General features: G+C 61.3%; 28 protein-coding genes, 1 tRNA gene and 1 pseudogene. 11 read left to right on the top strand and 19 right to left on the bottom strand.

Going from position 1 to position 26396, the window contains the following annotated elements; genetic code table 11:
- Positions 1–2: 2 nt before the first annotated feature.
- Complete coding sequence (locus AB4037_RS21385; protein ID WP_441772873.1) at positions 3–308, bottom strand: hypothetical protein; 306 nt, start codon at positions 306–308, stop codon at positions 3–5.
- A 338-nt stretch (positions 309–646) separates the two neighbouring features.
- On the opposite strand from AB4037_RS21385, the gene AB4037_RS21380 reads away from it, so the two are divergent.
- The 8 genes from AB4037_RS21380 (at position 647) to AB4037_RS21345 (ending at position 8642) form a co-directional block, all read left to right on the top strand.
- Positions 647–1441 (top strand): chorismate mutase, encoded by a 795-nt coding sequence (locus tag AB4037_RS21380; RefSeq protein WP_441772872.1) that lies wholly within the window; start codon positions 647–649, stop codon positions 1439–1441.
- Positions 1442–1458: 17 nt separating this feature from the next.
- A complete protein-coding gene (locus tag AB4037_RS21375) occupies positions 1459–2550 on the top strand; it encodes a pyridoxal phosphate-dependent aminotransferase (RefSeq protein WP_434959365.1) in 1092 nt (363 codons plus the stop codon).
- Between the two features lie 65 nt (positions 2551–2615).
- The gene (locus AB4037_RS21370; protein WP_441772871.1) at positions 2616–3320 is read left to right on the top strand and encodes a glutathione S-transferase N-terminal domain-containing protein; all 705 of its coding nucleotides are present in this window, start codon (positions 2616–2618) and stop codon (positions 3318–3320) included.
- A 200-nt stretch (positions 3321–3520) separates the two neighbouring features.
- Positions 3521–4450, top strand: a complete 930-nt coding sequence (locus AB4037_RS21365; protein ID WP_434959367.1) for a prephenate/arogenate dehydrogenase family protein — start codon at positions 3521–3523, stop codon at positions 4448–4450.
- Positions 4451–4592: 142 nt separating this feature from the next.
- Complete coding sequence (locus AB4037_RS21360) at positions 4593–5492, top strand: methyltetrahydrofolate cobalamin methyltransferase (protein ID WP_434959368.1); 900 nt, start codon at positions 4593–4595, stop codon at positions 5490–5492.
- Between the two features lie 206 nt (positions 5493–5698).
- Positions 5699–7708 carry an ASKHA domain-containing protein gene (locus AB4037_RS21355; protein WP_441772976.1) on the top strand — a complete coding sequence of 670 codons (2010 nt, stop codon included), beginning with the start codon at positions 5699–5701 and terminating at the stop codon, positions 7706–7708.
- A gap of 76 nt (positions 7709–7784) precedes the next feature.
- Positions 7785–8507 (top strand): DUF2461 domain-containing protein, encoded by a 723-nt coding sequence (locus tag AB4037_RS21350; RefSeq protein WP_441772870.1) that lies wholly within the window; start codon positions 7785–7787, stop codon positions 8505–8507.
- A 58-nt stretch (positions 8508–8565) separates the two neighbouring features.
- A tRNA-Arg gene (locus tag AB4037_RS21345) sits at positions 8566–8642 on the top strand.
- Between the two features lie 133 nt (positions 8643–8775).
- Here the strand turns inward: AB4037_RS21345 and AB4037_RS21340 are convergent.
- Genes AB4037_RS21340 through AB4037_RS21325 form a run of 4 tightly spaced genes read right to left on the bottom strand, consistent with a single transcriptional unit; the run spans position 8776 to position 10274 of the window.
- Positions 8776–9090: a hypothetical protein gene (locus AB4037_RS21340; protein WP_441772869.1), complete on the bottom strand. Its 315-nt coding sequence runs from the start codon at positions 9088–9090 to the stop codon at positions 8776–8778.
- Positions 9087–9218: a hypothetical protein gene (locus tag AB4037_RS21335; RefSeq protein WP_441772868.1), complete on the bottom strand. Its 132-nt coding sequence runs from the start codon at positions 9216–9218 to the stop codon at positions 9087–9089. The genes AB4037_RS21340 and AB4037_RS21335 overlap by 4 nt, the downstream gene beginning before the upstream one ends.
- Positions 9205–9474 carry a hypothetical protein gene (locus tag AB4037_RS21330; protein WP_441772867.1) on the bottom strand — a complete coding sequence of 90 codons (270 nt, stop codon included), beginning with the start codon at positions 9472–9474 and terminating at the stop codon, positions 9205–9207. The genes AB4037_RS21335 and AB4037_RS21330 overlap by 14 nt, the downstream gene beginning before the upstream one ends.
- Positions 9471–10274, bottom strand: coding sequence for a glycoside hydrolase family 108 protein (locus AB4037_RS21325; RefSeq protein ID WP_441772866.1), 804 nt, complete (start codon positions 10272–10274; stop codon positions 9471–9473). The genes AB4037_RS21330 and AB4037_RS21325 overlap by 4 nt, the downstream gene beginning before the upstream one ends.
- Before the next feature lie 357 nt (positions 10275–10631).
- On the opposite strand from AB4037_RS21325, the gene AB4037_RS21320 reads away from it, so the two are divergent.
- Positions 10632–11395, top strand: a protein-coding gene (locus AB4037_RS21320) for an IS5 family transposase (protein WP_441772865.1) whose coding sequence is annotated in 2 segments (ribosomal slippage) — positions 10632–10961 and positions 10964–11395 — 762 coding nt in all. Because the reading frame shifts where the segments join, the coding sequence is not laid out codon by codon here.
- Between the two features lie 173 nt (positions 11396–11568).
- Here the strand turns inward: AB4037_RS21320 and AB4037_RS21315 are convergent.
- A complete protein-coding gene (locus AB4037_RS21315) occupies positions 11569–12480 on the bottom strand; it encodes a hypothetical protein (protein WP_441772864.1) in 912 nt (303 codons plus the stop codon).
- A gap of 144 nt (positions 12481–12624) precedes the next feature.
- On the opposite strand from AB4037_RS21315, the gene AB4037_RS21310 reads away from it, so the two are divergent.
- Together AB4037_RS21310 and AB4037_RS21305 are read left to right on the top strand one after the other, a co-directional pair.
- Positions 12625–13305 carry a class I SAM-dependent methyltransferase gene (locus AB4037_RS21310; RefSeq protein ID WP_441772863.1) on the top strand — a complete coding sequence of 227 codons (681 nt, stop codon included), beginning with the start codon at positions 12625–12627 and terminating at the stop codon, positions 13303–13305.
- Between the two features lie 112 nt (positions 13306–13417).
- Positions 13418–14266: a glycosyltransferase family 2 protein gene (locus AB4037_RS21305; RefSeq protein WP_441772862.1), complete on the top strand. Its 849-nt coding sequence runs from the start codon at positions 13418–13420 to the stop codon at positions 14264–14266.
- Here the strand turns inward: AB4037_RS21305 and AB4037_RS21300 are convergent.
- The 13 genes and pseudogenes from AB4037_RS21300 to AB4037_RS21240 all read right to left on the bottom strand — a co-directional run bounded on the left by AB4037_RS21300 (position 14260) and on the right by AB4037_RS21240 (position 26159).
- Entirely contained in the window at positions 14260–14907 is a 648-nt protein-coding gene (locus AB4037_RS21300; RefSeq protein WP_441772861.1) for an acetyltransferase, read from the bottom strand. The two genes, AB4037_RS21305 and AB4037_RS21300, sit on opposite strands and share 7 nt — an antisense overlap.
- Before the next feature lie 4 nt (positions 14908–14911).
- On the bottom strand, positions 14912–15196 hold the full coding sequence (locus AB4037_RS21295; RefSeq protein WP_441772860.1) for a hypothetical protein: 285 nt from the start codon (positions 15194–15196) through the stop codon (positions 14912–14914).
- On the bottom strand, positions 15196–17676 hold the full coding sequence (locus AB4037_RS21290; protein ID WP_441772859.1) for a beta strand repeat-containing protein: 2481 nt from the start codon (positions 17674–17676) through the stop codon (positions 15196–15198). The genes AB4037_RS21295 and AB4037_RS21290 overlap by 1 nt, the downstream gene beginning before the upstream one ends.
- A 350-nt stretch (positions 17677–18026) precedes the next feature.
- On the bottom strand, positions 18027–18548 hold the full coding sequence (locus AB4037_RS21285; RefSeq protein ID WP_441772858.1) for a hypothetical protein: 522 nt from the start codon (positions 18546–18548) through the stop codon (positions 18027–18029).
- Between the two features lie 2 nt (positions 18549–18550).
- Complete coding sequence (locus tag AB4037_RS21280) at positions 18551–21022, bottom strand: hypothetical protein (protein WP_441772857.1); 2472 nt, start codon at positions 21020–21022, stop codon at positions 18551–18553.
- The gene (locus AB4037_RS21275) at positions 21022–21609 is read right to left on the bottom strand and encodes a hypothetical protein (RefSeq protein WP_441772856.1); all 588 of its coding nucleotides are present in this window, start codon (positions 21607–21609) and stop codon (positions 21022–21024) included. The genes AB4037_RS21280 and AB4037_RS21275 overlap by 1 nt, the downstream gene beginning before the upstream one ends.
- Before the next feature lie 91 nt (positions 21610–21700).
- Entirely contained in the window at positions 21701–22000 is a 300-nt protein-coding gene (locus AB4037_RS21270) for a hypothetical protein (RefSeq protein ID WP_434959382.1), read from the bottom strand.
- 1 nt (position 22001) lies between these two features.
- Entirely contained in the window at positions 22002–22442 is a 441-nt protein-coding gene (locus tag AB4037_RS21265) for a Bbp16 family capsid cement protein (protein WP_441772855.1), read from the bottom strand.
- Between the two features lie 232 nt (positions 22443–22674).
- Positions 22675–23676, bottom strand: a complete 1002-nt coding sequence (locus AB4037_RS21260) for a major capsid protein (RefSeq protein ID WP_434959384.1) — start codon at positions 23674–23676, stop codon at positions 22675–22677.
- A gap of 25 nt (positions 23677–23701) precedes the next feature.
- On the bottom strand, positions 23702–24517 hold the full coding sequence (locus AB4037_RS21255; RefSeq protein WP_441772854.1) for a hypothetical protein: 816 nt from the start codon (positions 24515–24517) through the stop codon (positions 23702–23704).
- Positions 24517–24882 (bottom strand): Bbp19 family protein, encoded by a 366-nt coding sequence (locus tag AB4037_RS21250; RefSeq protein WP_441772853.1) that lies wholly within the window; start codon positions 24880–24882, stop codon positions 24517–24519. The genes AB4037_RS21255 and AB4037_RS21250 overlap by 1 nt, the downstream gene beginning before the upstream one ends.
- A 487-nt stretch (positions 24883–25369) precedes the next feature.
- Positions 25370–25612: pseudogene (locus AB4037_RS21245) on the bottom strand (DUF6911 family protein); the annotation flags it as partial.
- Between the two features lie 169 nt (positions 25613–25781).
- Positions 25782–26159, bottom strand: coding sequence for a cytidine deaminase-like fold-containing protein (locus tag AB4037_RS21240; protein ID WP_441772852.1), 378 nt, complete (start codon positions 26157–26159; stop codon positions 25782–25784).
- Positions 26160–26396 lie beyond the last annotated feature (237 nt).

The following is a 26396-nucleotide window of genomic DNA, read 5'->3' as shown; positions in this document are numbered from 1 at the left end:
ATTCAGGAAGCTGGGGCTTCGCTCCGGTGATGCAGCGGATGCCGCATGGCGGCGTGATGCACCCGGCGCGTCGTCATCGGGGCAGTGGGCGCTTCCACGCCGGGCGCCGCCTCCACCGCTGGATCGACGCCCTGTCCGGCATTGGCGTTCCACAAAGGCATGGCCGCCGGCGCGACAGGTGTCTTGGCTTCGTCATAACCGAAGCCGCGCTGGATCGAATAGAAGTCGGTGATGCCATCGGCCTGGGCGCAGGACGCTGCCGCTGCCAGTCCACATGCGGCCAAGACGGAAGTGATCAAAATTCTCATCGTGTTTACCCTTTGGAATATTGCGGTGCTCTCGTGTCATCGCGATGTCAGAAGTAGAGCCTAGCTTTGCCATAAGTAAGGCATCAACATAGTGTTCGCGAAGTTTTGAAATTTGTTTCTGCAGTGTTGCTAAGATATTTATCAATGATTGTTTGGTTTTTTGGTTGCAACTTTTCATTGAAGATCGAAAACTATTTATGGTTGTGCGATGACGGAGGATTCAACGTATTGGCGATGGCCATGTCTGTGGGGGGAAGTCCACCGATCGGGCAGGCGGTTGCCATCCCCGGCCCATCCGCCTATGACAGGCTTCCCACCCTCGATGCTCCGATTCCGCCATGACCCCGACGCAACCGGCTGCCAGCCTTGCCGATCTCCGCCAAGAAATCGATCGCATCGACGCCGCCATGCATGGGCTTCTGATGGAGCGTGGGGAGATCATTGACCAGCTCATCGCTATCAAGCGCTCCCAGGCCTCGGGCTCCGCTTTCCGGCCGGGACGCGAAGCCTCGATGATGCGCGAGATCGTCGGGCGCCATCACGGCATCCTGCCGGTCGACATCGTCGAATCGATCTGGCGGGTGATCATCGCCACCTTCACCCATGTGCAGGCGCCCTATACGGTGCATGGCGACATCTCGCTCGGCAATGCGGCGATGCGCGACGTCGCCCGCTTCCATTTCGGTTTCGTCGTGCCCTACGAGACGCATGACGATGCCGGCGACGTCATTCACGCTCTGAGCCATTCGCGCGGCGATCTCGGCCTGGTGCCGGTAGCGGCGCCTGGTGCCTGGTGGCGTGCCCTTGAAGGGGAGACAGCGCCCAAAATCATCGCCAGGCTCCCCTTCGTCGAGCGGGCCGATCATCCGGCCGCGTTACCGACCTATGTGCTGTCCAAGCCGATCGACGAGCCTCCTTCGACCAGCGATATCAGGCTGGTCTCAGCCGTGCTGCCGGCTGCCCTGCCCAAGCTGCCGCAGGGGTGGAGCATTCCAGCTCATGCCGGTGCGGCGCTGCTCGTCGCCCTGCATCCTGGCCAGACCGTCGTCGCGCTCGCCGAAGCCCTGCCGATGGGCACCAGTTTCGAGCCGGTCGGCTCTCACGCGCCGGCTTTCGTCCTGCCTCTCAAGTAATCTTGGAATCCCCAAATATGAACGGTCCCGTTCCCCGCAAGGGCATCCTCGACATCGATGCCTATGTGCCCGGCAAGTCCGCTGCGCCTGCTGGCGTCAGGCTCTGGAAATTGTCGTCCAACGAGACGCCGCTCGGTCCGAGCGCCCAGGCCAAGGCAGCCTATGCCGCCGCGAGCGAGAAGCTCGAACTCTATCCCGACGGCGCTTCCTCCGCCCTGCGGGCCGCGATTGCCGGACGCTACGGCCTCGATCCTGCCCGCCTGATCTGCGGCGCCGGCTCGGACGAACTTCTCTCGCTGCTGGCCTATACCTATCTCGGCCCGGGCGACGAGGCCGTCTATAGCGAGCATGGCTTCCTCGTCTACAAGATCGCGACCCTTGCGGCTGGCGCCACGCCGGTGGTAGCGCCCGAGAAGAACTACACGGCCGATGTCGATGCCCTGCTCGCGCGGGTGACCGCGAAGACGAAGATCGTCTTCCTCGCCAATCCCAACAATCCCACCGGTACCTATCTGCCCTTCGACGAGGTCAAGCGCCTGCATGCCGGCCTGCGTTCCGACATCCTCCTGGTGCTCGATGCCGCCTATGCCGAATATGTGCGGGCGAACGATTATGAGTCCGGCCTCGAGCTGGTGGCGACCAGCGCCAATGTGGTGATGGCCCGCACCTTCTCGAAGATCTACGGCCTCGCCAATCTGCGCCTGGGCTGGATGGTAGGCCCGCTCGCGGTGATCGATGCGGTCAACCGCATCCGTGGTCCCTTCAACGTCTCCGGCCCAGCCATGGCGGCTGGCATCGCCGCCATCGAAGACCAAGCCCATGTCACAGCCGCCATTGCCCATAACGACGAGTGGCTGGCCTGGCTGACCAGCGAGCTCACCGGCCTCGGCCTGGGCGTGACGCCCTCGGTCGGCAATTTCCTGCTGGTGCATTTCCCGAAGGAAGCCGGCAAGAGTGCCAGGGACGCCGACGCCTTCCTGACCGAACGCGGCCTGATCCTGCGGCGCGTCGACGCCTATGGCCTGCCCGACGCCCTGCGCCTGACCATCGGCCCGGAGGAAGCCAATCGGCTAGTGGTCGAAACGCTGCGGGCGTTTCTGGGCCAGTAAAGCGGATTCCTCTTCACCCCAACCCCTTTCCCGAGCTGGGAAAAGGGAGCCAGTCTGGAGCCTTCATGTCCGATCTTTCCACCTTCCCGATCACCAAGCGCTGGCCCGCCCAGCATCCCGACCGCATCCAGCTCTATTCGCTGCCCACGCCCAATGGTGTGAAGGTATCGATCATGCTGGAGGAGACCGGGCTCGCCTATGAGCCGCATCTCATCGACATCGGCAAGAACGAGACCTGGGGTCCCGAATTCCTCTCGCTCAATCCCAATGGCAAGATCCCGGCTATCATCGATCCCGATGGCCCGGGCGGTAAGCCACTCGGCCTGTTCGAATCCGGCGCCATCCTGCTCTATCTCGCCGAGAAGACCGGCAAGTTCCTGCCGGCTGATGCCGCTGCCCGCTACGAGACCATCCAATGGGTGTTCTTCCAGATGGCGGCAATCGGACCGATGTTCGGCCAGGTCGGCTTTTTCCACAAATTCGCCGGCCGGGAGATCGAGGACAAGCGTCCGCTCGAACGCTACCGAGCCGAATCCAAGCGCCTGCTTGGCGTGCTCGAAACACGCCTGGAGAGCCGCGACTGGCTGATGGGTGCCGACTATACCATCGCCGACATCGCCACGCTTGGCTGGGTGCGCAACCTCGTCGGCTTCTACGGCGCCGGCGAACTGGTTGATTATGCCAGCCTAGAGCGCGTGCCGGCCTGGCTCGAGCGCGGCCTCGCCCGCCCGGCGGTACAGCGCGGGCTGGAGATCCCGAAACGGGACTGACGCTCCCGGGACAACCGGCCTCCTGCCGTCTCTTCAACCTTTATTGATACAGAAAAAAAAAGCGACGCGGCTAAAGACAGCCGCGTCGCTTTTCATTCGAGACGTTAAGGTTCGGGGGAAGGCAAATCCTCCGCGCTCTTGCGGAGGATTTGCCTTCCCCCGTCTCATCGTGCACAGAAGGCGAAAATTCCAGGGTTCCCATGTCTGACGCTCCCTTTCTCTTTGACCGGCTCTGCGTGATCGGGATCGGCCTGATCGGCTCCTCCATCCTGCGAGCGGCACGCAGCTATAGGCTTGCCCGGACGCTGGTGGCGGCGGACCTTTCGCCGAATGTAGTTGGTCGCGTTGAAGAGCTCGGCATCGCCGATGTCGCCACCACGGATTTCGGCGCCGCCGTGGTGGACGCGGACTGTGTCATCCTCTGCGTGCCCTCGGGCGCTTTCGGCGTGGTGACGGAGATCATCGCTCCGCATCTCAAGCCCGACGCCATCATCTCGGATACCGGCTCGGTCAAGGGCGCCGTGGTGGCGCAGATGTCGCCCTTCCTGCCCGCGGGTGTGCATTTCATCCCGGCCCATCCGGTGGCCGGCACCGAGCATTCAGGTCCCGATGCCGGCTTTGCCGAACTGTTCGAGAATCGCTGGTGCATCTTCACGCCGGCCGAGAACATCGACGCCGAGGCCCTGGCGCGCTATCGCGCGTTCTGGGAAAGACTCGGTTCCAAGGTGGAATGCATGACGCCGGAGCATCACGACCTCGTGCTCGCCGTCACCAGCCATGTCCCGCATCTCATCGCCTACAACATTGTCGGCACCGCGGACGATCTGGAGGCGGTGACGCAGTCGGAGGTGATCAAGTTCTCAGCCGGCGGCTTCCGCGACTTCACGCGTATCGCCGCCTCCGATCCCACCATGTGGCGCGACGTCTTCCTCAACAACAAGAAGGCCGTGCTGGAAGTGCTCGGCCGCTTCTCGGAGGACCTGGCCTATCTGCAGCGGGCGATCCGCTGGGGGGAAGGCGACAAGTTGTTCGACCTGTTCACCCGCACCCGCGCCGTGCGCCGCTCGATCATCGACCAGGGCCAGGAGACGGCCGCTCCCGATTTCGGTCGTCCGCATGGCAAGCAATGAAGCCTGTCGCCAATGAGGCCTGTCGCACGGCCGCCATCAGCCTCGTCAACGCCGCCAAATCCTGTCGTTTGCAGGCTAGCGGCTGGCCCGGTTGCGACCTTAATTAACAGGTGACTTCTCTCCAAGGCGGAACGGAAAGACCATGACCGAAACGGTTATTACTTCGGAAAAGCAAAAGGTCGTGCTGGGCTTCGACAAGCGCTTCGTCATGATCGGCGAACGCATCAATCCGACGGGCCGTAAGCTGCTCGCCGCCGAGATGGCGGCCGGCGACTATTCGCGTGTCGTCTCCGACGCGATCGCCCAGGTCGAGGCCGGCGCCCAGATGCTGGACGTCAATGCCGGCATCCCGCTTGCCGACGAGCCGAAGATCCTGGCCGAATGCATCAAGCTGGTGCAGGACACCGTGCCGGTGCCGCTCTCGATCGACTCGTCCATCGTCGAGGCGCTGGAAGCCGGTCTTTCCGTTTACAAGGGCAAGCCGCTGGTCAATTCCGTCACCGGCGAGGAAGAGCGCCTGGAGCGCGTGCTGCCGCTGGTGAAGAAATACAATGCCGCCGTCGTTGCTATCTCGAATGACGAGACCGGCATCTCCGAAGATCCCGATGTGCGCTATGAGGTTGCCAAGAAGATCGTCGAGCGCGCCGCCGATTACGGCATCCCGCGCGAGGACATCGTGGTCGATCCCTTGGTGATGCCGGTGGGCGCCATCAACGATGCCGGCCGCAAGCTGATGCATCTCTTGCGCCGCCTGCAGACAGAACTGAAGGTCAACACCACCTGCGGCGCCTCCAATTTCTCCTTTGGCCTGCCGAACCGCCGCGGCCTCAACGCCTCCTTCCTGCCGATGATGATCGGCGCCGGCATGACCTCGGCGATCATGAATCCGCTGCATCTTGAAGACATCCAGGCCATTCTCGGCGCCGACGTCGTGATGGGCCATGATCCTAACTGCATGAGCTGGATCAAGAAGTTCCGCGAGCCGCAGCCGGAAGCCGCCGAAGGCGCCGGCCGCCGCGAACGACGTCGCGCGCGCGGCTGACGATCTCACCCTCCCTCCTTGTGGGGAGGGGCCGCGATAGGGGCGGATGAGGGGTGGACGTACCTATCGGTTTGTTGCCAAGAAACGAAGAGCCAGATTAGAAGGTCGCGAAGCTCCCCTCATCCGACCTCGCTTCGCTCGGCCACCTTCTCTCGCAAGGGGAGAAGGAGGATCGGCCGTTGCGGCAGACATTCAAGGCCCCGCCGATGACCAATCCGCTCGTCTTCTTCGCACCCTCCGGCAAGCGCGGCCGTTTTCCCGAAGGTACCTCCGTCCTCGAAGCGGCTCGCAAGCTTGGCGTCGACCTCGATTCGGTCTGCGGCGGGCGCGGCATTTGCGGGCGCTGCCAGATCGAGGTCGGTGACGGCAAATTCCCCAAGCTCGGCATCGTTTCGGCACCCGAGCACGTCACCGAATGGAACGCGGTGGAGGAGCGCTACGTTTCCAAGCGTGGGCCGCTCGCCGAGGGCCGGCGCCTCGGCTGCCAGACCAAACTATGCAGCGACGTCGTCATCGACGTACCGCCCGACAGCCAGGTGCATCGCCAGGTCGTGCGCAAGAGTGCGGCGATCCGCGACATCGCCATCGAGCCGGTCGTGGCGCTGCACTATGTCGAGGTACGCGAGCCCGACATGCACGAGCCTTCCAGTGATTTCCGCCGCCTGCAGGAGGCTCTGGAGCAGCAATGGGGACTCAAGGACGTCACGGCGCCGCTGGAATCGCTGCGTCTGCTGCAATGGTCGCTGCGCCAGGGGCAGTGGTCGGTGACGGTGGCTATCAGGCACAAGCGGGAGATCGTTGGGATCTGGCCCGGCCTGCATGAGCAGGGGGTGGGGCTGGCCGTCGATATCGGCTCCACCACCATCGCGGCGCATCTATGCGATCTCGCCAGCGGCGAGGTGCTCTCTTCTTCCGGCATCATGAACCCGCAGATTCGCTTCGGCGAAGACGTGATGAGCCGCGTCTCCTATGTGATGATGAACCCGGGCGGCGATGTCGAGCTGACCACGGCGGTGCGCGAGGCGATCGCTGAGCTCGCCGTGTCGGTCACCAAGGAGGTCGGCCTCAACTCCAACGACATTCTGGAGATGACGGTGGTCGCCAATCCGATCATGCACCATCTCTTCCTCGGCCTCGACCCGACCGAGCTCGGCGGCGCACCCTTTGCGCTCACCATCGATGGCGCCTACCAGACGCGGGCGGCTCATCTCAACCTGCCGCTCTCCAGCGGCGCCTATGTCTATGTGCTGCCCTGCATCGCCGGCCATGTCGGGGCCGACACCGCCGGCGTCGTGCTTTCGGAAGGGCCCTATCTCAGGCCGGAAGTGTCGCTGGTGGTCGATGTCGGCACCAATGCGGAGATCGTGCTGGGCAATCGCGAGCGCCTGCTCGCCTGCTCCTCGCCCACGGGCCCGGCCTTCGAGGGCGGCCAGATCTCGTCGGGCCAGCGTGCTGCGCCCGGCGCCATCGAGCGCGTGCGCATCGATCCCGCCACGCTGGAACCGCGCTACAAGGTGATCGGCTCGGATCTGTGGTCGGACGAGCCGGGCTTCGACAAGGCGGTGGTGCGTACCGGCGTCACCGGCATTTGCGGTTCAGGCGTCATCGAGGCGATCGCCGAGATGCTGCTTGCGGGCCTGATCACGCCCGATGGCGTCGTTGACGGCGCCATGGAGGCCCGCTCGCCGCGTGTCGAGGAAGATGGGCGCACCTTCAAATATCTCATCCGCGAGGGCGAGCCGCGCATCGCCATCACCCAGAACGACGTGCGTGCCATTCAACTGGGCAAGGCGGCGCTCTATGCCGGCGTGCGCCTGCTTATGGACCGCTACGGCGTCACCGCCGTCGACCGCATCACTCTGGCCGGTGCCTTTGGCAGCCATATCGACGTCAAGCACGCCATGATCCTCGGCCTGGTGCCCGATTGCGAACTCGACAAGGTCGGGTCTGCCGGCAATGCCGCCGGCACCGGAGCCCGCATCGCTTTGCTCAATGCCTCGGCCCGCACGGAGATCGAGGATGTGGTGCGCCGTATCGAGAAGGTGGAGACCGCGATCGAGCCTTCCTTCCAGGCCCATTTCGTCGGCGCCATGGCGATCCCGCACAAATCCGACCCGTTCCCCTATCTGGAGGCGGCGCTCGGCGTCACCTTCAAGCGTGGCAGCGGCGATGGCGAGGGGGGCGGGGGCCGTGAGCGTCGGCGCCGAAGGGGCTGATGGCAGTGACATGCCTCATGTCGTGATATCAGCCCCTCTCTTGGAAACATCAGGCCTTCCGCGATAGGAAGGGGTGATGTCAGCACTCCAAGGATTGCCCATGCCCGCTTCCTTCACCGGCTTCGGCGAGAAGGCATTGCCCTTCTTCAAGGCGCTCGAATTCCATATGAACCGCGACTGGTTCCAGGAGAATCGGGGCCTGTATGACAGCGACGTGCTGGCGCCCTTTTCGGCCCTGATCGAAGCCGTCAACGCGACCTGCATCGCCAAGGGCCTGCCGATGCGCGGCACGCCGAGGAGCGCACTCTTCCGCATCCATCGCGACGTACGCTTCGCCAAGGACAAGCGCCCCTACAAGACCCACGCCGGTGCGGTGATGACGCGTTCAGGCGCCAAGAATGACCCTGGCCTCACTTATTTTCACGTCTCGCCCGAAGGCTGCTTTGCCGCCGTCGGTTTCTATGATCTCGAGCCGAAGCAACTCGCCGCCTTTCGCCAGGCGATCGTCGGCGCCCCCGGACGTTTCCGTGCCATGAATGCCAAGCTTGGCGCTGCGGGGCTCGCCTTCGATCCGCAATGGAGCCTGAAGCGCCCGCCACGTGAAGCCACCGGCATCGAGGATGCCGATCTCATCGCCGCCCTGAAGCTGAAATCGATCGTGGTGAAGCGGCCCCTGCCGGACACGTTGATTCGCAGCCCCAAGCTCGTCGATGCCTGCACCGGCCTCATCGAAGATGCCTTGCCGCTGCTCGACTTCGGCTGGGCAGCCCTGGCGGTGCTGGAGCCGGAACGCGGTTGAATGACACGGAAAGGGCTTGACCTTTGCGCCGCAAACGGGTTTTCGTGGCGCCAAGGCTGTCCCGGTAGCTCAGCAGGATAGAGCAACGGTTTCCTAAACCGTAGGTCAGGGGTTCGAATCCCTTCCGGGACGCCACGCAAGCTCTTGATTTTTCTGTATTCTTCGGTCGCGCGCCGGGTTCCCGAGCTATGGTCTGCGCTATCCGAAACCAAAAGTTTCCACCATCGAAGACCGCAAGAGGCATGCTTGCCGAAAAGATGCCAATCGATCAACGAGGACTGGCGGTTCTCGACGGCTGTTTGTCGTCGATGAGGCGATCGAGCTTGGCCTCGATGCGGCGTGTCGTTTCGACGAAGGCCTGCATCGTGGTTTCGGCCCTTGCGAAGCGCTCGCGAACTTCGAAACTGCCATCCTTGAGCTTGCCTATTTCTACCTCGAGCTTGAGGTTGCGCTCCTCGACAACGGCGACACGGCTGTTGAGCTGGCTCGACCACCAAACGACACCTCCAGTCTGGATCAACAAGGTGATTACCAGGGCGAGTGGGATCTTCTTGTCCACACTCCAATGTTCTCTCTCGCTCATGGCCAACACCCCGCTGCCCGGCCACCTTCGTAGTGAACGGCCAGGCGGCGATTGCTCTCGCGCGAGATGGCCTGCACGTCCCGCAGGCTGTCGGTAATCACGCCGCAGGGGCGATCAACGGGGGCCATGCTTGCACACCCGCTCAAAGCGATCCCAGTCGCCACCAGTGCTGTAGCAGCGATTGACCGCACCGCTGGCATCGACGAAGCGTTCCTTGGCTGCATGATTTGCCCTTTCGATGTTGGCGGCGGCTCGCTCCGTTGCGGCTCGCTCGCGATCTTGGATGAAAAGCCAGAGCGCTACCAAGGCGGCGGCAACTGCCAGCGCTCGCAGCAACAGGGGCGGTGGGATAAGGCGAAACAAGGCGAGCGCGGTGGCGATCATGCTGCTGCCTCCCGATGTTTCGCCTGCCGATAAGCGATAATGGCGAGGCCCGCGATCGCCGCGATGCTGCCGCCGGCGACCAGCAGGGCAAAGACGATGTCGACCACGCCGCCATTGCCGGTGATCGGCTGCAGCGTGTCCTTGGCGGCGCCGATGGTGGCGCCGGCCGTGCCGATCGTGGCCACGATGGTGCCCTTGCCGGCGATGGTCGAGGAGACCTTGGCATCTGCGGGCGTGGCGGTCTCCAGGCCGACAGGAGACGGAGGAATGGCGGTGGCGACGCCATCGGCCAGGCGGAGAGCACTTTCCCGCACATGCGCAACTCGGGTGCTCCAACCCTTGCCGAAGGTTGGCCAGGTCTTGAGGCCGCGCAGGAACCGCAAGCGGGCGTCCTGCAATTTGTCGATGAGGTCGGCTATATCGCGCCTGCGGATGGCCTCCAGCGTCTTCAGGCCCACTATGCCGTCGGCCTCGACAGCGAGGAGGCGCTGCAGTGTTTTCACGGCCTGGGCTGGGCCGGAATTCACGGCATAATCGAATAACGCATAATCGAGGCCGGCCGGCAGTTCCGGATAGCGCAGGGGCTGTGCATACTGCTTGTCCAGGATCCGGGCTGCCTCCGTCAGCGTCAGACGCTTGACCTCATCCGGCGTGGCCTTGCGGCCAAGCCGGCGCGAGGCGCCCAGGGTGGCAGCCGTGATCCCATATTTCGTGGCGCCGCCCGGATCACGCGAATGGTTCACATAGTCGCCTTCGGAGCCAAAGACGAGCTTGATGGTTTGGGCGAGTGTTTCGCTCATGTGAGTGCTCCAAAAAAGAAAGGCGCTCCGGAGGGCGCCCGTAACGACTTAACAGAGGTCGATGCGACGTTGTCGGAGGCCCTATCCGGCCTCATAGATGGCCGCCTTTAGGGGCTCGGCAGGCAGGATGCGAGGCAGAGGGCGGCCAAAGAAATGTGAAACTGAAGCCGGATAATTGACCGGCAACCATGGTACCGCTCCCTTTGCTATGCGTGTCTGGGAGCAACGGAAGCTCGGTTGCCCACACGGGCGGGCCTCCTCTACCTCATCAATTCGACGCCAACCCTAGGAGTTGTGGACTCTTGGGATTCCCAAGAGTGAAGGTCTGTGATTCAAAGCTGTCTTTTGGAGGCAGCGATGGGTGTTTGGGACCGTCTGATTCTACGCGACGATCAATGGGAGCGAATTTCGGGGCATATTATTGGCGACGAGCGGACGCGTGGCTCGTCTGGGCACGATAACCGGAAGTTTGTAGAAGCGGTGTTGTGGATCGTGCGCACCGACTCGCCCTGGCGTGACCTGCCCGAGGTCTTCGGCGAGTGGAACAGTGTCTTCCGCCGCTTCAGTCGCTGGAGCCACAAGGGTGTGTGGTGGCGGATCTTCGCTGCGATGTCGGACGATCCGGACTTCGACTATCTCATCGTTGATTCCACGATCATCCGCGCTCATCAACATGCATCGGGTGCCAAAAAAAGGGGTCTGAAGATCAGGCCCTTGGCCGTTCTCGCGGCGGCCTGAGTACCAAGATCCATATGGCCATCAGAGGTCTTGGCTGCCCGGTGCGCTTCACCCTGACCGCCGGCCACAGAGGCGATTGCCCGCAGGCCTATGCCCTGATCGAGGGCTTACCTGCCAAGGTTGTGATGGCCGACGCCGCTTACGACGCCGATCGCCTGCGCCAGGCAATTGCAGACAAAGATGCTGTGGCGGTCATCCCAAGCAACCCGTCGCGGGCCCGAAAATACCCTATCGACAAGCACCTCTATGCCCAGCGTCACCTCATCGAGTGCTGCTTCTCAAAGCTCAAGCAGTTCCGACGCGTCGCTACTCGTTTCGAGAAAACCGCCAGAAATTATCTCGCCGTCATAACCCTCGCCGCTACAGTCCTATGGATCAGATAAGTGTCCACAATTCCTAGCCGAACCGAATATACTGACCACTTGCGCAGCGGAAGAGCGGGGATTGACGAGGCATCCGCGAGGATACAGCCTGAGCGCAGAGCGGCAGTCGCTGGCGAACTTCTGCTCATTCCCCTTCAAGCCGTTCTGGAGCGACCAACGGCAGCAGCCCGGCGTTAGCTCGGAAAGGCCTTCTTGGATGAACTAGTTGGTCTTCCCATTACCTTGCGAGCAAACGAAATTACCTTGTCCCAAACGTCTGGAATCATATCGATGGGCCCGCGCGGGTAATGCCATTTCAACCATTCAATGAACTTGCGCCATGGCGACCCCGGGACTGAGCGCGCATCTGCTCCCCAGCACCGCTTGACCAGACGGGCACGCTTTCGTCGGCTACCACACGTATATTGGATGGTGCGATTGTCGGCGATTAGGAGGCCTTCTTGCTCAGCAAGCCGAAATGTCTGGCTCTTTGGCCAATCCTCGGGGAACCAGTGTCCCCCAAAGCGGTCGACAATGACGGGCCTCAGACCCTTGGCAACGATCTGTTTGGTCATGCCATTTGGGCCGGCCTCAAAACTGCTGCCGTCCAATTGCGTTACCTGCGGTCCGGCATCGAGCGAATTGAAGATTTCCGTTCTCACCATAAACGCATTGGACCGGATCCCCACATTGGGAAACGGCGTGTCTTCGTTGAGGCATTCGTATCCGCCACTGGCTCCAACGATCCCGCAATCGGGGATACTGTCAAATGCCGCGAGATAGAGAGATAACCAGTTCGGCGCGAGAATTCGGCTCCATGAAATCAACGGGAGAATAAACTCGGTCGTGCAGGCAGCAGCGGCCTGACGGATCACAGCTGTTGGCGGCACTTCGTCAGGGAAGTGCATAATTTTGATATTCAAATTCGGCAATGTAGCCAAACTATCCGTATAGGGAATTGGCTCGTTCGGGTCATATCCTTTTGCGGCAATCACTAAATCATACGAGGATCCGGCCGGATTGTCTTTTAGGCTTCCAAGGAAGGCGCATAAATATCTTGTGTCGTTAATTTTTCGCCACAAGAATATTACGGTAATGCGCGTCATCGATCTCTGATATTCCGGGACATCCTATCTTCATGTACCACGGGTGTGCCTTCGGCTCCATACCTACCATAGGCTGAAGCGGGCCCCGCTTGTGTTCAAACAGGCGGCACGCTAGCGTCAAATCGTAGCATCAGGGAGAAGTTTATGCGCGCGACTAAGGCAGCAAACAGCCGGGAAAGCATCATTCAAGCCGTCGAAGAGGCCGGCTCTTCCGATGCCACTTTCTTTGGTTATCCCCCGCGCGAAAATGGTCTTTACCTTCAACAGGATCCTGAGGAGTTCGGGTCGTTTGTCCACTATATGGCAACGAAGGCCAAGCCAGCGGAATACAGTTTAGACATTGGCATAGCTTCGGGGGGGCAAACTAAGTTTCTACGTGACTATTATTCGACGGATAAAACTATCGTCGTCGACGTCGGCACTCACCCCGTGTTTCCGCACTGGTCACGCATCAAAAAAGACCTGAATAGTGATCTGATCGAGGAGATTATTTCCGATTCTCACGCGCCGGAAGTTCGGCAACGCTTGCTGAGGTACGAAGATAAGATTGATTTCGCGTTCGTTGACGGCGACCATACCTACCATGGTTTGCGCAAAGACATCTTTCTGACCAAAGAGCTGTTGAAGGTCGGCGGGTACATGGTCCTGCACGACACACTGGGAGTGTGGGATTGCAAGCGTGTCTTCGACGACTTGATCCAGGCCAAAGACTTTATCCTGGTTCGCAACTTCGCAATTCGATTTGGCATCTCGATCTGGCAGCTACAGCGGAAAAAGAGGATCCCCACGGCTTTCAATCGTTCGACGGGGCGCGGGAAACTCTGAGGAAGGTAAGGGCGCCGACGTCGTGTCCGGATGGTTGCTTTCCACGAATCTGCTTGGATGCCGCCATTCCACACGGTAATGAGCGATCAGATTTCGGAGAGCAGGAGAGCGCGTGGCCGAGGTTACAATTGGCGTTCCAGTCTACAATGGTCAGGACCAGCTCGAGGAATGTCTGGACTGTCTGGTCCGGCAGACATTCTCGAATATTGAGATCTTGGTCTTTGATAACGCCTCGACCGACAACACGCAGGCGATTGCCGAACGATTCGCCGTACAAGACGGCCGTATCAGATACACTCGCAGACCTGAGAACGTCGGCGCCGTAAGGAACTTTATCACCCCGCTTGAGCAAGCAAAGACGCCATATTTTATGTGGCGGGCGCATGACGATGTCTCGTCGTTCGACTATGTCGAGAAGCTTGTCGGAGCATTGAAGCGAACGCCAACGGCAACGCTGGCGACAGGGACAATCCAGTTCGAGCGCCCTAAGGGCCGATCGACCAGGGACTATGTTCCTTCAATTCCAGCCGAGCATGGGCTTTCAGGCATCCTGAGACTGATGTTTGGCTCTCATGCCGGTTGGTATTACGGCATCTGGAAAACCGAAACCTTGAGACCCCTAATTGGCAAGGTGTGGACAGAATTTCCTTATGCCTGGGCCTCGGATCACCTAACCCTTTATCCTCTGCTACTTGACCAGCAGGTCACCGCAGCGCCTGACACCAAGTTTATCCAGCGGGTAACGCCGAAGGCACATGGTCCTCGAACTGGTCAGCGGCAGCCTATCCCTGAGCTTCTGGAGCTGCGACGCGTATTCTTGAAATCCTGTGACGACATGCTCGATGAGCGTCAATTCGATCTGTTAACGAAATTGGTGATCAAGGCGGCTAACCGCTTCTATGTTGGCAAGAGGGTCTACCCGATGAGGAAGATCATTAAGCGTACGCTATTCCGCTACTGATCTCGTTGGCGTCTCGCGGGCACGCCCACCACGGTAATTCCCGCTGGTACGTCTTTGGTCACCACAGCACCTGCACCAATCATTGCGTCATTGCCGATTCTGATGCGAGGCAGAACTGTCGCACCAGCTCCGACGAAAACGCCATCGCCGACCTCGATCTGACCGCACAGTGTTGCCCCGGGTCCGATGTGGACTCCATCGCCGATGATGCAATCGTGGTCGACGCTGGCCCGGGTGTTGATGATCGAGCATGCACCCACTCGAACGCATGTCGCTACCGCTGCCCCGAGGAGGACCTGTGTTCCCTGTGCAAGAACTGCGTCTGATGCAATCATGGCCATTGGGTGCACCAACGAGACATGGCTGAGCCCGAGGGCGTCGAGACCCTTCGCAATTGCAAGACGGTCCCGACCATACCCACCACCGATGGCCAGAGCATAGCTAGGCGTCACAAAACTATTGGCGCGACGATGCAGCCATGATTTGAGGCCCTCGAGCCCGCGAAGAGTTTCGACGCCGTCGAATGGCGGTTGGATATTGCGATTATCCACAACCGCGACTACCGAATAGCCTATTCTCAATGAAAGCTCGCGGAGAACACGGGAGTGCCCGGCACCGCCCCACAATACAACCTCGGTCATCGGATCAGGACGTTCCCTTTTCCACAAAACATATTATCAGGCCGAAACTCTTTTCACCAGTTGGAAGAGTTGGTCGAGCTAGCTTGACGTGAGGGACGCTTGGGCTGCTGGCAAGGATTATCGGAGAACCGCTCAGAAATTCCACCGCCTTATCCCAAGCAATCTGGATCAATGGATCGGTCCAAGCAGTGGCGATCTGTTGGATCGTGGTGACCACAGCATGCCCCGGCTGAGAATTGGGATATGCGGCATCAACCGAGCCGTAGTCATTGCGCTGGACGAATGGCATTACAGTCTTCCTCTCGTGTCGATCCAGCCGTTAACTTGGATTGCAATGACGCCGGCCGTGCCTGACGAACGAACGCAGACGTTCACCTGTGAAGAGGTATTCGTCCAAACATTGGCTTCTGCAGAGCCACTGCTCCATGCCCCTCCGTTATAGGCTGAGGCGATATTGGGCATCGGCGCAACTCCCGTTGAAGCAGATCCAAGATCAGTCGGTGTCTGGCTTGGGATGTCGGGCGATAAGATCGCCATAGAGACGGAGTTTCCCGTTGATGCAAGGGTGAATCCAAGTAGTCGTGCCTTAACTTGGATACCAGATGGAACTGACAAGGTCAGCAGTGAAGCGCCAGATGCTGAATTGCTGTTCCGATCAAGAATTGGCACTGACCAGATGAACTCATCACCTCGTTGGATGAAGGAAATGATTTGCGACGACGCATTGGTACGAAGGGAGCCGAGCCGTCGACGCGCCGTGTATCCTACCGGTATTGACGGCGCCGTGGCGCTGAGCGACAGAAGCGCATCGATCGAGCCGTCGCTGTCCTTTCGGATGAGATGTACATGGTACCAGGTGCTCGCCGCGATGGATCCAGTGTCGAGGCCACCGTTGCCACTGCCTGTCGTCCACCCCCCGAGTCCTTTGGTAATGGCGGAACCGAGCACCATGTTATAGGCGGTACCACTATCTTCATTGGCGCACCCCCCAATTGTGATGCCAACAGTTGTGGGGGACGCCTGAGAGAGCGTCAGGCCGTAGACGGTGCCCTGAGGCCATGTTGCGCTGGTCGATGCCCAAACCGGCACGCCTCCGGCCACGGTGAGCACCTGTCCAGTCGAGCCAATCGCGAGCTTGCCGAGCGTATTCGCCGCGTTGGCATAGAGGGTGTCGCCGGTCGCGTAAGTTGTGATGTTCGTGCCGCCATTGGTGATGGCGAGTGCGCCGGTGATGTGGGTGGTGAGACCGATCTTGCCCCAGGATGGCGTAGCGCCGACTCCGCCGGAAATGAGGGCGTTGCCGGTTGCGACGTCAGCCAGTTTCGAAAGGGCGGCGGGTCCCGAGGCGTAGAGCAGGTCACCGATCGTGTAGGAGGTCTGGCCGGTGCCGCCTTGGGATGTTGTCGCTGATCCCGCGAGATTAGAGAATGCAAGTGGGCTGCCGTTAATTCTGTAGCTCGCCCCGCTCGGTAAATTCACACCTGTGGCGTCTGCTGCCAGGTAGGCGATACCGCCGACATAGAAGATATGAGACCCGCCTGTCCCGGCCGAATAGTTAATCGGCTTGCTGCTGGAATAAGCCGAGATATTAGCTGTACCGTCGGACTGTACCGCCAGCTGGAACGTGTTGCTGCTGGCAGTCAGATTGATCGTTTGAGCCGTAGACCCTGAGACCGTAACAGTACCTGTCACCGACGGTGACGATGAGCTTACGCCACCGATATTGGCGAGAGCCGTTGCAGCATTGGCAACGTCTGAAAGGTTGTTCGCCTTCAGCATGTCGCCGCCGCCGGAGATGGTCGCCCATGACGGATTCGCGTTGGGGCCGGCAGTGCGAAGGAACTGGCCAGAGGCGCCGGCGGCAAGACGCGTCCAAGCCGAGCTGCTGTAATAGAGGACGTCACCCTGGGACGGTGCGATCGCTGCGATATCGGCCAATCGGGCACTGAAGGCCTGTACGTCTGTTCCGGGCACAAGGCCCAGGATCGAGTGGGCGGCGCTCGCATTGGCCGCCGTGACCAGTGAGGAACCGGTGGCCGTTGCACCGATCGCCGTAAGGGCTGTCGCAGCATTGGCTGCCTTCAAGACCGAGATGCCGGTCGCGCCGCCGCCCAGATTGGCCAGCGCCGTGTCCTTGTCGGTGAGGTCAGACAAGTTGGCTGCTTTGGCCGCCCTCGCATTGATGGCGGTTTGCTGGAGCGTCGAGACCGGTTTGTTGGCGTCGCCGGTGTTGTCGGCATTGCCAAGGCCGACATCGCCCTTCGCCAGCACGACCGTGCCGGTATAGCCACTGACGGAAATCACGGTGTTGGCCTGAGCGCCTGGCTGGATTCCGTCGAGCTTCACCTTGTCCGCCGCCGACATCAGGCCGGCGGCCGTCTGGGTTGCCAGAGTTCCCAGCACGGCGATCTGTTCCTTCAGGCGCTGGCCCCACATGGTGATACGGTCAAGCGCCCGATTGATTGTATTTGCCGGCAAAGGGCCGCCATCCTGCAGATCGACCGATTGGGTAAGTGGTACGTCCCGGTAGATGATCAGCGTGGTGCCTGTCGCCGGCGCCACTGTCATGGTCACGCTGCCGCCTGCCGGAGAGCCGCCGCTGGCGATTGCATAGTCCGCTCCGAGCGCTTTGGTGGTAGTTGTTCCGTCTGCCGCCCGGATCTGCACCACGAGATCGGTGTTGGCCGTGAAGGGGGGCGGGAAGGTGAAGGCGGTCGTGTTGCCGTCGCCCGCATAGGAACGGCGATTGTCATAGCTTGGAATGGTCATCGGGGCTCCGGCAAGCAAACCCCCGCCTTGGACGGGGTGCATAGGGGCGAGGGTTGGGATAGAAAGCAAAAGGAGAGGGCGCAGAACGCGAATATGCTTGGAAAGTAAATCGAAACCGGCGGTGGGTGGCATCGCCAAGCCCCGCGGCCGCCACCCCATGGAGCAGGATCAAACCCAAGGCATGATCGGGCGAAGTTCGCTGGCAGCTGGGAAGCGCAAGGTCGGATGCCATTGCCACATGCAAAGTCATGAAACCCGGTCGTCGGATCTTCCGGGCTGACGTCATCCGATCTCTCTGGACGGAAAGGCTATCCTCATTCCCCTTAAGCCAGGATTCTTCACCGACGGGGTTAAGGCATTTTCTCCAGTCGCCCGAGCCCGCCGAACAGGCTGCCGGTCGCATTGAAATAGCCGCCAATCTGAGCATTTCGGCCGGCGATATTGGCGAGCCTGGCCTGGTAGTTTAGATTGGCGGCTTGGTTCCTGGCGTTCCAGCGAATGGCGGCGATGTCGAGCGCACCTTCACTGGCGGTCGAGCCGATAATGTCGGAAGGCGAGCCGTCGAGGTTGACGCCGGAGCCGCCGGTAAGTGCGGTCTGTGTACCGATGGTGCTGTCGACCTGGTCTTGCTTGCGACTGGCCTGGTATTCGCCTGTCATCGTCTCGATCTGGGCCTGGCGGCGATGGGCCTCGGCCTGGGCCGCGGATTGGGCCTTAGCGGCGTTCCCTTGCTGGATGGCGCCAATGGCCGATAGGCCTGTGCCGGCGATAGAGGCTGCCGTGCCGAGCCCGATGCCGGATATGGCGGAGCCGGCGGCCGAGGTGGCGGAAGCCAAGCCGGCTCCGATGGCGGCGAAAAGCGGTGGGCACATGGTCAGGGCTCCGGATCGGTGTTGAGTGTGATGGAACGGATCGTCGCCGGCAGCGGGCCGTCGGCGATCAGCACGAGTTCGCCCTTGTCGCTCCAGCTCGTCTGCGGGCGGGCATCGTAAAAGCCGGCCGCGAGCGGGGCGGCGGTGCCGAGATCATCGCTTGTGTGACGCAGGGCGATTTCCTCGGCAGTGGCTTCGTCCCGGCCAACCCGCAGGGAGCCGGTGGCGAGGAAATCGATCTTGGCGAAGACGATTTTCTTGCGCCGCCCCAGGCCCGAACCATCGCCGGCGGAAGCGGGCGAGGGCATCAGGCGGGCACGCGATATATAGGGCAGGCCGACGGTGATCGTGTTGGCTGGTCGCCCCGAGGCGAGTGAGACGGCGCCGCCGCTGACGATCTGGTCGGCCTCGCGCGCGCCATCCGCCAGGATGGCGACGCGCTGACCCTCGAGATGGCCGAGGCCTGTGACGCCGATGGCGGGCGCGCCGTCATATTGCAAGGCGCAGTCGAGATACCATGCCTTGTCGGGCGTGGCGGTCGCCGCTTCGAAGGGCGCCGCCATGCGCTCGACATAACGTTTGCCCACGCCGCCAATCATGCGCCGGACGATCAGCCAGACTTCATTTCTGCCCTGGCCCGGCATGGTGGCGCAACTCTCGACGAAGCCGTTGCCACCCATGACATGGCGATGCATGCCCGCCATGGACTGGTCCTTTTCATAGGTCAGTCCGATCAGTTCACCCTTGCTGTTTGGCAGCCAGACGATGCTGTCGGGCTCCTGTGCATAAGACAGTTCAGTAATGCCGGAGGCAAACAGATGTTCTGAGAGCACGGAGATATCCGGCGTGGCATAGCCGGCGCCGCTCTCACCTTGGGCAAACTCGCGGAGCGCCTTGCCGAAGCTCGAGACGAAGACTGTCGAGTTGCCGACCTTCACCGGCCGGATGGCCTGCGAGGCATAGGAGGAGGCAAGGGATTGGCGGAAATTATTGGCCGAGAAGGGCAGGTTGGCGCTGTCGCGGCCCATGGTGCGCGCCGCGCCGGCCGTGCCCATCAAGAGATCGGTGCCTTCCGCGATCCACTGGATTTCGTTCACGTCGGTGAGGGTAAAGGAGATGGCGTCATCGTCTTTCACTGGCACGGAGACGGAGAAATCCAGCTCTCGCCCGTAGCCGCCCGTCTTGGTGGCCCAGATGCCGGAAGGCTGGGCGTTGGTGCGGGCATAGACTTTGCGCTGTTCGAATGTGGCGACGTGAGCTGGCCAGCCTGGCGTTTCGCCCCAGGCACCGAGGCGCCATTGTTGTGTGCCGCGGGCGGTCGGCAGCGGGGCGCCCGTCAGCTTGGTGGTGATCACCGTGGGCGAGGAGACACTGACGATCTGGAACGGGTGATAGACGGCATCTGATCCGAGCAAGGTCACGAAGCGGCCGACATCGGAAGCGGTGTAGCCAGCATCGTTGTTGATGCCCACTGTCGAGGATGCCGTGATGGTGATGTTTGGGGCGGTCGCTGGGATTTCCGTCATGGAAAGACGCGCGATCATCAATTCGGGACCGCCATTGATGCTGATGACATTGATGCGATAGCCGAGATAAACCGTCGTATTCTTGAATTGGAACGTACGGGTCTCACTATTGCTCCAGCCAGTCTGTGCGAATTGGCTATCGAGGACGACCCAGTTTGTCCCGTCATAGCCCTCGAAAGTCCAAGACTTCGGCGCGCAAAGATATCCTTGGCCGCTCGGCACATCCAAAGAAACGAAATTGGAAGCCTTGACGCCGTAGCCGACGATGATCTTGGCAGATGGGAATGTATAGGACAGCCAGCCAGCCTTGTTCTTGTTGTCCCAGAAGCTGCCGTCGTCGTCATCGAAGGCCAGCCAGGGCAAGTAGGTCGAGTAGGAATCAGACGCTGCGCAAACGCCACTTGGCGCCGTGTTGCTGGTCATCACCGGAACCGCGTTACCGGTCGCCGAAGACGTCAACGTGGTTGCCGTGTCATTGACCGATAGATATGGGCCATCCTTCGCCGGCACTACATCGATCGCCCAACTTGTATCGTTCTGCCGCTTCACCCGCCGCGGCGCGTAACCCTTGTGCGTAATGTCGAGCACATCATTTGTCTGGTCGAAATCGAGCTGGAACAGGTCCGCATCGGCGTAAGGATGGGGCACCTCCACTGTGCCGACACGCCCGCCCAGCGTGTAGACCCGGAACACACCGGCATTGAACACCAGCATATAGGCCTGGCTTGCCGAGAAGATGAACGGGATGAAGCGGGCGGTACGCGATGAATTCTTCACCTCCTGCACGAATTGCGTGCCGGGGCGGCGGGTGAGGCCGCCCTGGCGCATCACCATGAAATTCTGGCATTCCTTCAGCCCGGTCTTGAAATGCTCGAGATCGGCGCGGCTGTGCAGCTTGGGGGAAAGCTCGCCACGCGAGAAGACCGGCTTGAGTTCATAAGCGCCCATCAGGAACGAGCCTCGATCCAGAAATCGTCTTCGATGTCATCCGGCGTGCCTTCCAGGGCATCGATCGCCTGCGCCTCGGAAAGGGCTGCTTGCGTCTTCTGCCCAAGAGACTCGGCATAGGAGGCCTTGCCGGTGATGAAATGCGCCGCCTTCTGCGCCAGGGCCATGGCAAGCACGTCGGTGAATTGCTGGTCGAACTGGCCGGTATTCTCGACGCGCCTGACATAGCGGACGGGGCGCGGGGCCGGTTCGTCGGTGAGGATCTGGCTGCCCTCGACCTTGTGCGGAATGCTCCTGGCGTTCTCGGTGCCATCGACCGTCAGCGCCATCACCCGCAGGCAATCCACGGGCAGGTCGTAGGCAAAAGTCCAGCCGAAAGCGGGCGGTGTGGCCGATGCCGGCAGCAGGGTGCGAGCCATGGCGAAATTCCACGGGTGGCGGCGCATCAGGCTCCAGGCCATCGGCCAGAAATTGCGCCGGAACCAGCGCGCCACGGCCGAATTGTCGTCGATGGAGGCCAAAGGCACCTCGTCGAGATAATCGAGCGCGAGATTGCAGATCTCGGTGATCGAGAGATTGACGGACATGAGGGCCTCCAGGCCGCGAAAATCGGTGTCGTCGGGCGGCGCGGCTGCGAGGCTCCGCGCGCCGCCCGGTCTGGTTTTGAACGCCTGGGGCTTACCGAAAGGCGTTGGCCTGCTTGTATTCGGCGAGCCGACGGTTCACGATCTCGATCGGTGTCGCTTCGTCGATCGCGCTGCCGGCATCGTCGACGAGCTTGGCCTTGATCGCCTCCGCCCGGATGGCGGCGTCGACCGCCTCGGCCTCGTTCCTGGCCTCGCGCTCATTGGCCTTGTCCGGGATGAGCTCGAGATGCTCGTCCTCTTCGCGCACCTTGCCGACGAGCTCGACTTCCTCATCCGCCTCGACGATGCGGCCGTCGACATAGGCCTTGGCCTTGACGAGATAGCGCGCCATTTCAGAAGCCCCCCACATTCAGGCCGGAGGGGTAGTTGACGATCGCCTCGCGGTCGGCGACGAGGCCTGCCGTCACCGTGCCGGCGGCGAAGGTGCCGGCCACGGTGTACTGCACGCCGAGATAGCGCTGGCGCTGGGCATCGAGCGAAAGGGCCGGCACCTGCACGCGCAGCCATTCCGAACCGGCGGTGAGGCTGGCGGCCGGGATGGCCGGCGTCTGCGCGATCACATTGGGGGATGACAGATCCGCACTGGCCGAGGTGACATAGGCGAACTGCACGGAGGTGCCGCCGGTGAGCGCGGTGTTGACGCGGATCACCAGTTCCAGGCTGTCGCCGGGGCCGGGATCGCGGGCCTGGGTGAGATCGATGGTATTGGTCGAGACGGCGCTGGCGGTGATCGCCTGCTTGTCCGACAGCAGAAGTTGCTGGTCCAGGATCATGGACATGGCTCCAATGATGGGAAGGAAAGAGAAAGACGCGTGAAGCGCGGCAATCCCTCCCCGGTTTCGGGGAGGGTGGCCCGAAGGGCCGGGTGGGGGAGCGTGGCGTCACCCTCCCCCTTCCATCGCTGCCGTGCAGCGATGGAAGGAACATCTTCGTTTGCGAAGATGTTCCGGACTTCCCCGCAGCCGGGGAAGGATTGAGCGCCTCATTCTGGAAAGTCAGCGGATCTCAGACCACGCGGGCCTCGGTGTTGAGGAGCTGGTCGGTCAGCCGCACCGGGATGCCGCGGAAGCTGAGGAAGGGCTGGCCCTGAGCGTCCGTCACCGTCTGGAAGGCGAGGGTGGACTTTTCCATGGCCTGGATGTCGCCCCAGGTCTTCACCGCCCGGTTCACATAGAAGGCGGGCCTGCCCATCTTGAGCGAGGGGATCTTGTTGATGGCCCTGACCATCAGCCGGTAGAGGTTGGGCGGCGTCGCCGACTGCAGGCCGCCGGCCGCGGTGGTGGTGTCGATATTGGCGATGCGCACGGCATAGCGCCAGTCGCGCACGGTCAGCCCGCACTTCCACTGATACTTGGTCTGGTAGGCTTGGTAGCGCCCGCCATTGGGGTCCAGGATCGGCGCCGAGGTGGTGACGTCCTGGTGGGTGAGCCCGGCCGTGGTGCCCTTGGGATAGATGCCGTGCAGGGTGTTCGGCCCCCACACCACCAGCCAGATCGAGGTGTTGGAGGCGCCGGTGCTGCCGGCATCGATGACGTTGACGCCGTTGCCGGCGGTGAGGCTGGAATAGCGCGGCGACAGGCCGGTGATGCGATCGGGGTTGACGCCCACCGATTCATAGAACAGCGCCTGGGCGAATTGCTGGTTCATCGCTTCGATGAAGGCGGTGTCCTCGGTCAAGCGGAAGGCGGCGGTGTTGCCGTTGAGATCGGCGAGGTCCTTGTCGATCACCGAATAGGTTTCCAGCATGCCGCAGACATCGGTGATCTGGGCCGTGGTGCTCTTGGCCGGCGGCACGCCGTAATTGAGGCGCCGCCAGGTCGCCTGCGGCAGGCCGGTGCGGATCGTGGTCTTGTGGCCGGTGGGCAGATTGCCCTCGATCCAGGGAATGTCCTGCAGCGGTTCGTTGAGCTGGGACAGGAGCTCGGCCACCACGGCGGGCTTGCCGTTGGGGTCGAGCCGCTTGGTGACATCAACCAGCGTAGGATAGGAATTGCCGATCACGGCCATGGTTTGCTTCCTTTGAGAAAAGGTCTCACCGCCGGAACGGATCGACCGGATAGAGGGTCTCGGCTGCCGAGCGCGATTGGGCCGCCATACCGCCGGTTGCGAACTGGTCTTCCGCGTAGAGCGCCTTGCCGGCCCTCGCCATGGCCTGGGCCAGGGCGGGGGAAAGCACGTAGCCATCGGGGGAGATCAGGCCGCTCGACTTCAATTCGCCCATCAGCGCCTCGCCGCCGTTCTGGCGGATGAAGCGGTCGGCGAACTCGACGTTCTGGCGGAAGGCCTCGGTGTTCGTGTCGCCCCAGGCCCTGACCAGCGCCGATTGCGCGGCCTCGCCCCGCTGCACGATGGCCTGCACATAGGCCGACTGCTGTCCGGCCTGGTGCTGCACGAAGCGATCGTGGAGGGATTGGGCCTGCCTCGGCGTGAGGCCGGCCTCATGTGCCCAGCCCCGATAGGCGCTGGCGCTCTGGCCGTCATAGGCGAAGCCTTCGGGCAGGCCCTGGGGCAGGCGGAATTCATAGCCTTCGGCCGTCTCGGGCCGGCCGAGCCTGGCATAGAAGGCCTGCCAGTCCTCGAGCTTTGCGTCGGCTGCCGGCGGTGTGAGGGCCTTGGCCTTGAACTCGTTGTACTCGGCCTGGATGCGGTCGGCGTGGCGCGCCGACTCCACCAGCGGATCTAGCGCCTTGTAGCCTTTGCTTTCGACCCATTGCCGGCTTTCCGCATTCTGCAGGCCCGCAAGGAAGTCAGTCGCGCCGCCGGCCGGCGACCCGTTGTTGGCCGGGGGAACGGTGGCGCCGTCCGGGGTTCCCGCCATGGCGGCCCCAGGGTTTGCCTCGTCAGTCATCAGATGATGCCTTGGTTGGAACTGGCGATGGCCTCGGTGCGCGCGGCTTGCACCAGCGCGGCCTTCTCCTCGTCAGTCAGGTTGAGAAAACGAAAAAGCCGCCCGAAGGCGGCTCGCTTACCATCCGAAAACGCGCGGTCGTCGGGTGGGATGCCTTCCCCGTTCACCTGGTAGAAACCGGTGTAGTCGGCGAGGTCGGCGAGGACGATCTGCACGTCCTCGCTCCGGGGATCGAAGACGTTGTGATAGGCGAGGGCGAGCTTGAGCGTGGCCTCGTCGCCACGGGCGCGCCGGAACAGCCTGGCGAGCGCCAGCCAGTTGATCGCAAGGGCGACGCGCGCAGGGCCGCCGGAGGGATTGGGCATGCTGGGTTTCCGATGTGGGCAACAAAAAACCCGCCGGAGCGGGGCGGGGGACGGCCTCGAAGACGGCCACGGGATCGCGCCTGGTTGAGGTCGTCCAGGCGGGATGGGCAGAGGGCCGGAAGGGCATGCTGCCGACGGCCATGTCGCGCTCTACACGATCGTGGTATCGACCTTTCGCCGGCTCTGTTGGTTTATGCGATCGGCCGCCTTGCCATGGATTTTCGCGCCTTGAGTGCAGGGGGGAAGATCGCAACCAGCCCAGGGGTGTGAGCCCCCGGGCGCTATCCGGCAGCCTCAAAATGCAAAGCGCCCGGCCTTGTGAGCCGGGCGCAATTTCCTATGCTTCCAATATGCCATAAAGGTCGAATTCCGTCAATCCTGTAGTCGGCAAAATTTCTGAAATTTTGTCGTCGCTGCTGGGGCAGTTCACTCAATTTCAGCAACGGTCTGCGTTTGAGAGGGCTTGAACGCTCTGTTGGCAGCCCGCCTAGGCGATTCGTGGCGAGGAGACGCTCTGGGTTTCGAAAAATTCTTTGAAGACCTGATAGGCAAAATCGAAGTCGCGAAAAATACTTCGCTCATCCCAATCCTCGTCCGGGAGTTCCTTCATCCCGCCGGGTTGTGCTTCGTCGAATGTCTCTCGTTCAATACGCTTCCCGTTAACGACATCAAAAAAGAGAATATGAAAATAACCCTCTTGCCCATCAATATTCAGTATTTTTTCCTTTTCAGTAGGAGAGTTTTTCCAAAATCAAGGCATACAGTCCCAGATTTTTGAATATAAAGTAATTCTAGTTTTTCACGTATCTGCGACCAGGATGGATTTTTAATAGTTTTTCGGCCGTATAGGTCGTCATTTAGATTCCATGATAGTTTAAATCTAGCTTCGGCTGAGGCTGTCATTGGGGGTAACCTTCTAGTTCGACGAAATGATCGCTGCCGCGTTTCCAGTAAAGTGTGTTTCCCGACAGTTCCTCAAAGATAGTCCACTCTTCGAACCCTGCAGCTTCAGCTGCCGCGGGAAGATCCTCTCGACAGAAGGGGCATATTTTTTCGCCTGAAACGACCATCTTCAAACTGCGGCCTTCGGTACGTCCCTGGCGATATAGCTCCTGAAGAATTTCAAGTTCTGCGTGCGCGTCCTTCCTGGTCTCATTGGCCCGGCGGCCATTCCAATTAACTCTTCTGCCTCTCTTGCGAATTGAATCGGCGGCCAATGTATCTGCGTCTGGTTCCTGCTGCTCTGGCTTAGAGGTCTGGTTACGGTGACAGTGCACTTTATTGGCGACACCAAGCCTGGTGGAATGAACCCCTGGTCTCCATCTTATTCCGGGATGCGCTCCATTACATCGAGCGGGTAGGAATAGAATGCACTGGAGTGCACCCCTGAAGTGAGACACTCAAATTTGAGTGACAGGGTTTTGTGGATGGATTTTTACGAGATCGGATGAGCGGGTCAAGGTTTGCTCGAACTCATCGGGAGGCCTGTAGCCGATGGAGGAATGCAGCCTCTC

Origin of the sequence: Labrys sp. KB_33_2, assembly GCF_052114505.1 — a bacterium.
Classification (GTDB): Bacteria; Pseudomonadota; Alphaproteobacteria; order Rhizobiales; family Labraceae; genus Labrys.
Note: the sequence above shows the minus strand (reverse complement) of the source record. Positions and strands in the feature narration are given on the sequence as shown.

Coding starts and splice junctions, on each gene's coding strand:
- AB4037_RS21385 (WP_441772873.1), bottom strand. CDS start 308: ATGAGAATTTTGATCACTTCCGTCTTGGCCGCATGTGGACTGGCAGCG.
- AB4037_RS21380 (WP_441772872.1), top strand. CDS start 647: ATGACCCCGACGCAACCGGCTGCCAGCCTTGCCGATCTCCGCCAAGAA.
- AB4037_RS21375 (WP_434959365.1), top strand. CDS start 1,459: ATGAACGGTCCCGTTCCCCGCAAGGGCATCCTCGACATCGATGCCTAT.
- AB4037_RS21370 (WP_441772871.1), top strand. CDS start 2,616: ATGTCCGATCTTTCCACCTTCCCGATCACCAAGCGCTGGCCCGCCCAG.
- AB4037_RS21365 (WP_434959367.1), top strand. CDS start 3,521: ATGTCTGACGCTCCCTTTCTCTTTGACCGGCTCTGCGTGATCGGGATC.
- AB4037_RS21360 (WP_434959368.1), top strand. CDS start 4,593: ATGACCGAAACGGTTATTACTTCGGAAAAGCAAAAGGTCGTGCTGGGC.
- AB4037_RS21355 (WP_441772976.1), top strand. CDS start 5,699: ATGACCAATCCGCTCGTCTTCTTCGCACCCTCCGGCAAGCGCGGCCGT.
- AB4037_RS21350 (WP_441772870.1), top strand. CDS start 7,785: ATGTCAGCACTCCAAGGATTGCCCATGCCCGCTTCCTTCACCGGCTTC.
- AB4037_RS21340 (WP_441772869.1), bottom strand. CDS start 9,090: ATGAGCGAGAGAGAACATTGGAGTGTGGACAAGAAGATCCCACTCGCC.
- AB4037_RS21335 (WP_441772868.1), bottom strand. CDS start 9,218: ATGGCCCCCGTTGATCGCCCCTGCGGCGTGATTACCGACAGCCTGCGG.
- AB4037_RS21330 (WP_441772867.1), bottom strand. CDS start 9,474: ATGATCGCCACCGCGCTCGCCTTGTTTCGCCTTATCCCACCGCCCCTG.
- AB4037_RS21325 (WP_441772866.1), bottom strand. CDS start 10,274: ATGAGCGAAACACTCGCCCAAACCATCAAGCTCGTCTTTGGCTCCGAA.
- AB4037_RS21315 (WP_441772864.1), bottom strand. CDS start 12,480: ATGACGCGCATTACCGTAATATTCTTGTGGCGAAAAATTAACGACACA.
- AB4037_RS21310 (WP_441772863.1), top strand. CDS start 12,625: ATGCGCGCGACTAAGGCAGCAAACAGCCGGGAAAGCATCATTCAAGCC.
- AB4037_RS21300 (WP_441772861.1), bottom strand. CDS start 14,907: ATGACCGAGGTTGTATTGTGGGGCGGTGCCGGGCACTCCCGTGTTCTC.
- AB4037_RS21295 (WP_441772860.1), bottom strand. CDS start 15,196: ATGCCATTCGTCCAGCGCAATGACTACGGCTCGGTTGATGCCGCATAT.
- AB4037_RS21290 (WP_441772859.1), bottom strand. CDS start 17,676: ATGACCATTCCAAGCTATGACAATCGCCGTTCCTATGCGGGCGACGGC.
- AB4037_RS21285 (WP_441772858.1), bottom strand. CDS start 18,548: ATGTGCCCACCGCTTTTCGCCGCCATCGGAGCCGGCTTGGCTTCCGCC.
- AB4037_RS21280 (WP_441772857.1), bottom strand. CDS start 21,022: ATGGGCGCTTATGAACTCAAGCCGGTCTTCTCGCGTGGCGAGCTTTCC.
- AB4037_RS21275 (WP_441772856.1), bottom strand. CDS start 21,609: ATGTCCGTCAATCTCTCGATCACCGAGATCTGCAATCTCGCGCTCGAT.
- AB4037_RS21270 (WP_434959382.1), bottom strand. CDS start 22,000: ATGGCGCGCTATCTCGTCAAGGCCAAGGCCTATGTCGACGGCCGCATC.
- AB4037_RS21265 (WP_441772855.1), bottom strand. CDS start 22,442: ATGATCCTGGACCAGCAACTTCTGCTGTCGGACAAGCAGGCGATCACC.
- AB4037_RS21260 (WP_434959384.1), bottom strand. CDS start 23,676: ATGGCCGTGATCGGCAATTCCTATCCTACGCTGGTTGATGTCACCAAG.
- AB4037_RS21255 (WP_441772854.1), bottom strand. CDS start 24,517: ATGACTGACGAGGCAAACCCTGGGGCCGCCATGGCGGGAACCCCGGAC.
- AB4037_RS21250 (WP_441772853.1), bottom strand. CDS start 24,882: ATGCCCAATCCCTCCGGCGGCCCTGCGCGCGTCGCCCTTGCGATCAAC.